This is a genomic window from Thermococcus sp. (genome assembly GCF_027011145.1).
GTDB lineage: Archaea > Methanobacteriota_B > Thermococci > Thermococcales > Thermococcaceae > Thermococcus.
In genome coordinates this window covers 1-6,219 of record NZ_JALVAO010000058.1, presented here as the reverse complement: position 1 = coordinate 6,219, position 6,219 = coordinate 1, and the positions used below count along the sequence as shown (strand labels likewise).

The window sequence follows — 6,219 nt, the reverse complement described above, 5'->3', positions numbered from 1 at the left end:
GGCACGGCGGCCATAGCGGCGGGGTTACACCCGGTCTCGTTTCGACCCCGGAAGTTAAGCCCGCCAGCGTTCCCGGGTGTACTGCCCTCCGGGAGGGGGCGGGAAACCGGGAACGCCGCCGGCCACTCAAACGCCCGGGTGGTGTAGCCCGGCCTATCATACGGGACTGTCACTCCCGTGACCCGGGTTCAAATCCCGGCCCGGGCGCCATACAATTCTCATGTTACGAGCGCTGGCAGGACATAGATGATTTTCTCTTTTGTTGTATGTTTTCCATGAAAGATATGGGTTAAAATCGCTTGAGTGGTTGCACCAGAAAGGACTTGATCAGCCTTCGCGTTTAAAATTAGAATCTCTGAATTTCTGCATTTTAACCCCTTAATCCTTCACTGATGTTCCAACTCAATTTCAGCAATTGCCGAAAGGCTTATAACCCATTATAGGTAGTAACAATTATGCTGGAGAAGGAAAAGGAAGCCCTTGCCAAGAGAATTGCGGGAGAAATTACTCTTTCTTCAGATCCCGGAAAGACGATGCGAAAATGGCGTGAAATATTTGGAATCAGCCAGACGGAGCTTGCTGAATACCTCGGCGTTTCCTCTTCGGTCATAAGCGACTACGAGGGCGGTAGAAGAAAGAGTCCCGGTGCTTCTACAATCAGGAAATTTGTGGAGGCCCTACTTGAGATTGATGAAAGACGCGGTGGTAACGTAATAAGGGCATTCAGCAAGACAATCGAGGGCGAACTCCCCACGAGTGCGATACTCGATATAAGAGAGTTCGCGGTTCCGGTTAGGATTTCTGACGTTGTCGAAGCCGTTCGTGGTGAAGTTGTCGCAAACCCCCATCTTCTCGACAGGAGGATATACGGCTACACCGTCGTTGACAGCATAAGGGCAATACTTGAGATGAGCAGTGAGGAGTTCCTCAAGCTCTACGGCTGGACGACGGAGAGGGCACTGGTATTCACGAAGGTGACGACGGGGAGAAGCCCTATGATAGCGGTGCGCGTTCAGGGGCTGAAACCCGCTGTAATAGTTCTCCACGGCGTTAAAAGGCTCGATGAGCTTGCGGTTAAGCTCGCGGAGCGCGAAAGGGTTCCCTTGGTTGTTTCAAAGGCCTCAAGTGAGACCGAACTTATAAACAACCTGAGGAAGCTAGTGGAAAAGACTGAAAAAGAATTTTAAAGCTCCTTCCTTCTCCATATGCCTTCCTCTGCGAGCTTTGTTAGTCTGTCCCTTATGTGAATCAAGACGTCACTCAGAGTTTTCGCGTTGTCATATGACTCAACGATTTCTTCGAGCTTTTCCCGGGGGAGGTCTCTCATTTCTTTGGCGAGTTCAATCATAATTGGATAAGCGCGAACGATGTTGTCAACTATCGTTATGTCCGCCATTCTGGCGCTCCTTGAGAGCGGGTTCAGGTCAATGGTAACAACGAACTTGCCCATTCTAATCAATGCCTCCGTCCTGTCACCGTCCTCCAGGGGGACTAAAACAACATCTGCCTTCCAGATGCCGTTTTCATCAACCTTCCCACGCTCATGTTCTAAACCGGGAATCCTTTTGCTCGGATTTATTCCAAGTATCTCGATTTCTGAATCATACTTCCTGAGTTCCCGCTCTATGGCCTTCACGCGCTCCTCGGTACGGTAGAAGAGGTTTATCTCGAGCTTCGCGTTCAACGCTTTGGCCAGCTCTACAGTCTCCTTTGGAACGAGAGCCGCAACGTTTCCGTTGACCGAAATAACGGGATGTTTAGCTAGGAGAAACCTCGAAACAGCCGCTTTCATAGCCCTCTCTGCCGGTTCTATGGTTTTCTCCCCGATGAGATAGTCAAAGGCTTCACCGCGTCCATGAGCTATAAGTCCGGCTTTGGCCGTCATTCCCTTTTCCATTCCCTCGATGATTTTCTCCCGGTAGTAGAGGCTCCAGTAGCGGGGATGACTCTTGGGGATTTTCACCATATTAGTCACCTAGATTATCTTTGCATGAAAACTTAATAAATATCTGCCCTCTCGAAAAGGCAAGAAATTTCTTTTTTTGCCATGAAACGGGTTCTAAACCATTGGTTCAAGAAAATCGTATAAACCTTCGGTTCAAAACTTTTGGTGACCAAATATGGACTTAAATGGAGGTGTCCATAGTGGGATATCTCATTACAGCAAAGGAAGATTTGAGTCCCATAGACTATTTTGTCGAAGTTGAGGCACCTCATGTCGCAAGTGCTTGGAAACCTGGCCAGTTTGTTGTTTTTATTCTTCACGAAAAAGGAGAAAGAGTTCCAATGTCAGTTTATAAAGCGGAAAATGGAAAAATTGGGATGTTCATTAGAAAACTCGGAAAGACCAGCCTCCAGTTGTATTATGAGTACAACCCAGGAGATGAGTTATGGAGCTTTGTGGGTCCCTTGGGAAAACCCATAAAGGTAAAGCACTACGGAAGAGTTGCTTTTGTTTCTGATGCAGTTTGTGGTCAGGCCGAAAACTATGCAACGCTAAAGGCAATGAGAGAGGAGGGTAACTATACAATATCAGTTCAAACCTTTGAAGATAAGGAAAGGGTTTATCCAATGCGCTTTCTTGCAAGGGAAGTTGCTGACGAGTACTATTTAACGACCCTCGATGGATCCGTTGGGATTAGAGGCCATTATCTTGACATTGTAAAAGAGCTTATTGAAAAAGACAAAGTTGATGTTATATTTGCTGGCGGAAAGCTGGGTTCCCTCGCAAAACTTGCAGAGCTGACTAAACCCTATGGGATCCCAACCTATGCAACGGTCAGACAAATAATGGTAGATGGAACTGGAATGTGCGGTTCCTGTAGGGTTCTCTATGATGGAAAAGTAAAGTTTGCCTGCAGAGATGGGCCCGTTTTTGATGCACACAAAATAGACTGGGTTGATGCCATACGCAGAAATTCGGAGCGTTTTAAAGAACAGGAAAGGCTGGCCAAAGAACGTTATCTGGAGTATCTTCGCAGAAAGGGGGTGATTTAAATGCCAAAACTTATCAAAGAGCGTGTTCCTACTCCTGAAAGGCCCGTTGAGGAAAGAATCAAAGATTTTGGGGGGGTTAATTTGGGTTATACCTTCGAGCTAGCCGTTAAAGAGGCCGAAAGATGTCTTCAGTGCCCTGAAAACTACGCACCTTGTATAAAGGGTTGTCCCGTTCATATAAATATTCCTGGATTTATTGCGAAGATAAAAGAGGGAGACATTGAAGGTGCTTTGAGGATAATATGGAACGACAACACCCTACCCGCTATAACTGGAAGGGTTTGTCCTCAGGAGGATCAGTGTGAGGGAGCGTGTGTTGTTGGGAAGGTTGGACAGGCAGTAAACATTGGAAAGCTTGAAAGATTTGTTGCTGACTATGCTAGAAAACACGGAATAGAGGAAGAACTCCTTTGTGAGTTCGAGGAGAAATGTAGTGGCACGTTAGGAAATGTGGCCGTTGTTGGAGCTGGTCCAGCTGGTTTAACATGTGCTGGTGAACTTGCAAAAATGGGATACTCGGTTACAATCTACGAAGCACTTCATAAGCCGGGTGGAGTTCTGATATATGGAATACCGGAGTTCAGACTTCCTAAGGAGATTTTGAACCATGAACTCGCCAAATTAAATCGCCTTAGTGTGAGAATTCTGACCGACCACGTTGTTGGAAAGACTGTAACTATTGAGGAACTGCTCAAGGAATACGATGCAGTCTTCATTGGAACGGGGGCTGGAACACCTAAGCTCCTCAACATACCGGGTATTTTGCTTGATAGGATATACAGTGCCAACGAGTTTTTAACAAGGATAAACCTCATGAAAGCCTATGAGTTCCCGGATTACGACACACCAATAGCAATAGGAAAGCGTGTTGTGGTTATCGGGGCTGGTAACACGGCTATGGACGCTGCTCGCTCAGCCCTTAGGCTTGGAGCTGAGGTAATTATAGCCTACCGCCGTGGAGAAGAAGATGTAAGCGCCCGCGAGGAGGAAGTTGCCCATGCAAAGGAAGAGGGCGTTAAGTTCATGTATTTTGTCCAGCCGGTGGAATTCATTGGGGAAAATGGCAAGGTAAAAGCAGTGAAGTTTGAGAAAATGGAACCGTTAGAGGAAAGAGACCATAGGGGTAAGAGAAAAATAAGGCCAACAGGCGAATACGTGACTGTAGAGGCGGATACTGTTATCATTGCTATCGGCCTTGAGCCGAACAAGATAATAAGCGATGAAACCACGTTGAAAACTAATCCCGACGGAACTCTGGTTGTAGATGAGAACTTGATGACGAGTATTCCCGGAGTCTTCGCCGGTGGTGACGCAATAAGGGGTGAGGCGACGGTTATTCTAGCCATGGGCGATGGGAAGAGAGCTGCTAAGGCTATAGATGAATACATACGAGCTAAAATGAGCTCCTGATTACCATTCTCTTTTTCTTGAGCCAAAGAAAAGACCTTTCTTGAGGTAGTCCATGAATTCGCTGTTGAGGAAGGTTTTAGTGAACTCAAGGGTCTCCTCAGGGGAAAGCCACTCAACATCCTCCGGAACGCCCTCGACCCAGAGGTAGACCAGCTCGTTTTCCCTCCTGGCCACTAGTAGTGTGAACACCTTAATCCCGAGCTCCTGTGCGAGTTTAACTTCCCTACCAACGAGGGAGGTAAACTTGCCGAGGGGAGCGACGGCAACGAAGTATTGGGCCTCTTTAATTCTGTCGCTTGTGTCCCTTATTCCATATTTAGAGGGCACGAGCACGTTGTTGGAGCCGAGCTTCTCCTCAATGATCTCTAGAATGGCTTTTTCAGTTTGGGTGTGATAGAGAAAGGTGGGCTCACTGAGGTAAACAAAGGGGCCGTGCTTCTTCTTTTTCTTCAAAAAGCCCAGCATCGGATCACCTCAGGTGGGGATAATGTCATCATCTCGACATCAGGAGGGATGACACTCCTCATCGGTTCGCAGTTTGAATCTCCCTTCTAAGGCCTTCTTTCGGCCAAAGGAGACTTTTCCGAGGAGTGGGTGTCATCGGTTGAAAGTGCCTTATCATCCCACCCCTCCAAAAGTGCTCTAGAAAGGAGGGGTTAAAAGGTTTTGCTGTTAAAAACTAGGGAGAACAAAGGAGACAGATATGCGTCATCGGTAACTAAAATACTACAATTTTATTTTATTCTTCTAACTTTTTCTCCAATCTCTTTTTAGTAGTAACCTGACTCATCTCACCCATTGCCGCCAGTATCTCAAAACTAAGCCTATTTCTTTCATATTCATCAAATAAATGGGCATGACCTAATAAGATGCTCATAGCGGCCCCTGGATAGCCTCTTTCAATGAGATGCTGGATGATCCCAGTAATAGTGTCTTTTAGGAGCTTAGAGGATATCTCGCCTTCAGCTTTCTTAGTAGCTTCTTTGAACAGATGCTCTATGTGGATATTAGATTTCTCAGATTTCCTTTCAAGTCTTGCCTTTTTGAAGTATTTAAGGAGATCCAGAACAAAAGTTTCGTGCTCCTCACTTAAGGCATCTAAGATTGCTAATCCAGCTAGTATCACATCTGAGTAAGAGTAGGAGACTCCACTCATACTGGATAGCTCCTTCTTTTTGGCGTGGAGGATTTTATAGGCGTCTTTTGTGATCCTAATAGTTTTTGTATCATCTTCCTTCACTTAGGCTCCCCCCAAAGCATTCTGAATTAAAAATATTATAAACATTGTCTGTACAAATGAACTAAACAGTAGTGTCAATCGAAGTAGTATTTACTCTCTTCTGCAGCTTTTTTGATATCATCAATTAACTCCCTTAAAGAGCTATATTCGCTTGCTAGCTTTTCAAGTTCTGTAATAATAATCTCTGGAGGCAGTATATAAAGGCCATTGAATTCCATGAAATCCTCTATTGAGCCTTTGAAGCTTGTTGCATATCGTCTAAGGGATTTAGCAATCTCTTGGTTCTGTTCTTTCTTCAGGATATTGAGATATTCCTTCGTGAATAAGGACGAGAAAAACTTATCTAGACCAGATTCACTTAACTCCCCCTCCCTTAAAACTATAGACAAACGCGCCCTTAAGAGGATTTCAAGTGTGTCAACAGGAACCACAACAGTATAAACTTTGTCCTCAAGTTCTTTGAATCTGGAGTGGATATAGCTCATTAGTCTTCCATGCAAGTCAATTAAGCTGTGAAGATTGAATTTGAATAGGACGAATATGAGAGGAATATCAGGTTTTGGTGAGGCAGC

General features: G+C 45.6%; 7 protein-coding genes, 1 tRNA gene and 1 rRNA gene. 5 read left to right on the top strand and 4 right to left on the bottom strand.

The features are described from left to right. Nucleotides 1-2 precede the first annotated feature (2 nt). The 3 genes from rrf to MVG27_RS07475 all read left to right on the top strand — a co-directional run bounded on the left by rrf (nucleotide 3) and on the right by MVG27_RS07475 (nucleotide 1,187). Nucleotides 3-124 (top strand): 5S ribosomal RNA (rrf, locus tag MVG27_RS07485). Between the two features lie 8 nt (nucleotides 125-132). Beyond that, nucleotides 133-210 (top strand) — tRNA-Asp (locus MVG27_RS07480). A 245-nt stretch (nucleotides 211-455) separates the two neighbouring features. Next, nucleotides 456-1,187 (top strand): helix-turn-helix domain-containing protein, encoded by a 732-nt coding sequence (locus MVG27_RS07475; RefSeq protein ID WP_297467232.1) that lies wholly within the window; start codon nucleotides 456-458, stop codon nucleotides 1,185-1,187. On the opposite strand, the gene MVG27_RS07470 is transcribed toward MVG27_RS07475, so the two are convergent. Next, nucleotides 1,184-1,966: a 4-phosphopantoate--beta-alanine ligase gene (locus tag MVG27_RS07470; protein WP_297551190.1), complete on the bottom strand. Its 783-nt coding sequence runs from the start codon at nucleotides 1,964-1,966 to the stop codon at nucleotides 1,184-1,186. The genes MVG27_RS07475 and MVG27_RS07470 overlap by 4 nt on opposite strands. Nucleotides 1,967-2,145: 179 nt before the next feature. On the opposite strand from MVG27_RS07470, the gene MVG27_RS07465 reads away from it, so the two are divergent. Both MVG27_RS07465 and gltA read left to right on the top strand, forming a co-directional pair. Next, nucleotides 2,146-2,997 (top strand): sulfide/dihydroorotate dehydrogenase-like FAD/NAD-binding protein, encoded by an 852-nt coding sequence (locus tag MVG27_RS07465; RefSeq protein ID WP_297551188.1) that lies wholly within the window; start codon nucleotides 2,146-2,148, stop codon nucleotides 2,995-2,997. Beyond that, nucleotides 2,998-4,407 carry an NADPH-dependent glutamate synthase gene (gltA, locus tag MVG27_RS07460; protein WP_297556448.1) on the top strand — a complete coding sequence of 470 codons (1,410 nt, stop codon included), beginning with the start codon at nucleotides 2,998-3,000 and terminating at the stop codon, nucleotides 4,405-4,407. On the opposite strand, the gene MVG27_RS07455 is transcribed toward gltA, so the two are convergent. The 3 genes from MVG27_RS07455 to MVG27_RS07445 form a co-directional block, all read right to left on the bottom strand. Then, entirely contained in the window at nucleotides 4,408-4,872 is a 465-nt protein-coding gene (locus MVG27_RS07455; RefSeq protein ID WP_297551184.1) for a hypothetical protein, read from the bottom strand. 274 nt (nucleotides 4,873-5,146) lie between these two features. Continuing rightward, nucleotides 5,147-5,647 carry a hypothetical protein gene (locus MVG27_RS07450; RefSeq protein WP_297551182.1) on the bottom strand — a complete coding sequence of 167 codons (501 nt, stop codon included), beginning with the start codon at nucleotides 5,645-5,647 and terminating at the stop codon, nucleotides 5,147-5,149. A 74-nt stretch (nucleotides 5,648-5,721) separates the two neighbouring features. After that, on the bottom strand, nucleotides 5,722-6,219 hold a 498-nt coding region (locus MVG27_RS07445; protein ID WP_297556446.1), incomplete at its 5' end, for a hypothetical protein.

Excerpts from the sequence above, each read along its gene's own strand:
- MVG27_RS07470 (WP_297551190.1), bottom strand. The coding sequence starts at position 1,966 with ATGGTGAAAATCCCCAAGAGTCATCCCCGCTACTGGAGCCTCTACTAC.
- MVG27_RS07475 (WP_297467232.1), top strand. The coding sequence starts at position 456 with ATGCTGGAGAAGGAAAAGGAAGCCCTTGCCAAGAGAATTGCGGGAGAA.
- MVG27_RS07455 (WP_297551184.1), bottom strand. The coding sequence starts at position 4,872 with ATGCTGGGCTTTTTGAAGAAAAAGAAGAAGCACGGCCCCTTTGTTTAC.
- gltA (WP_297556448.1), top strand. The coding sequence starts at position 2,998 with ATGCCAAAACTTATCAAAGAGCGTGTTCCTACTCCTGAAAGGCCCGTT.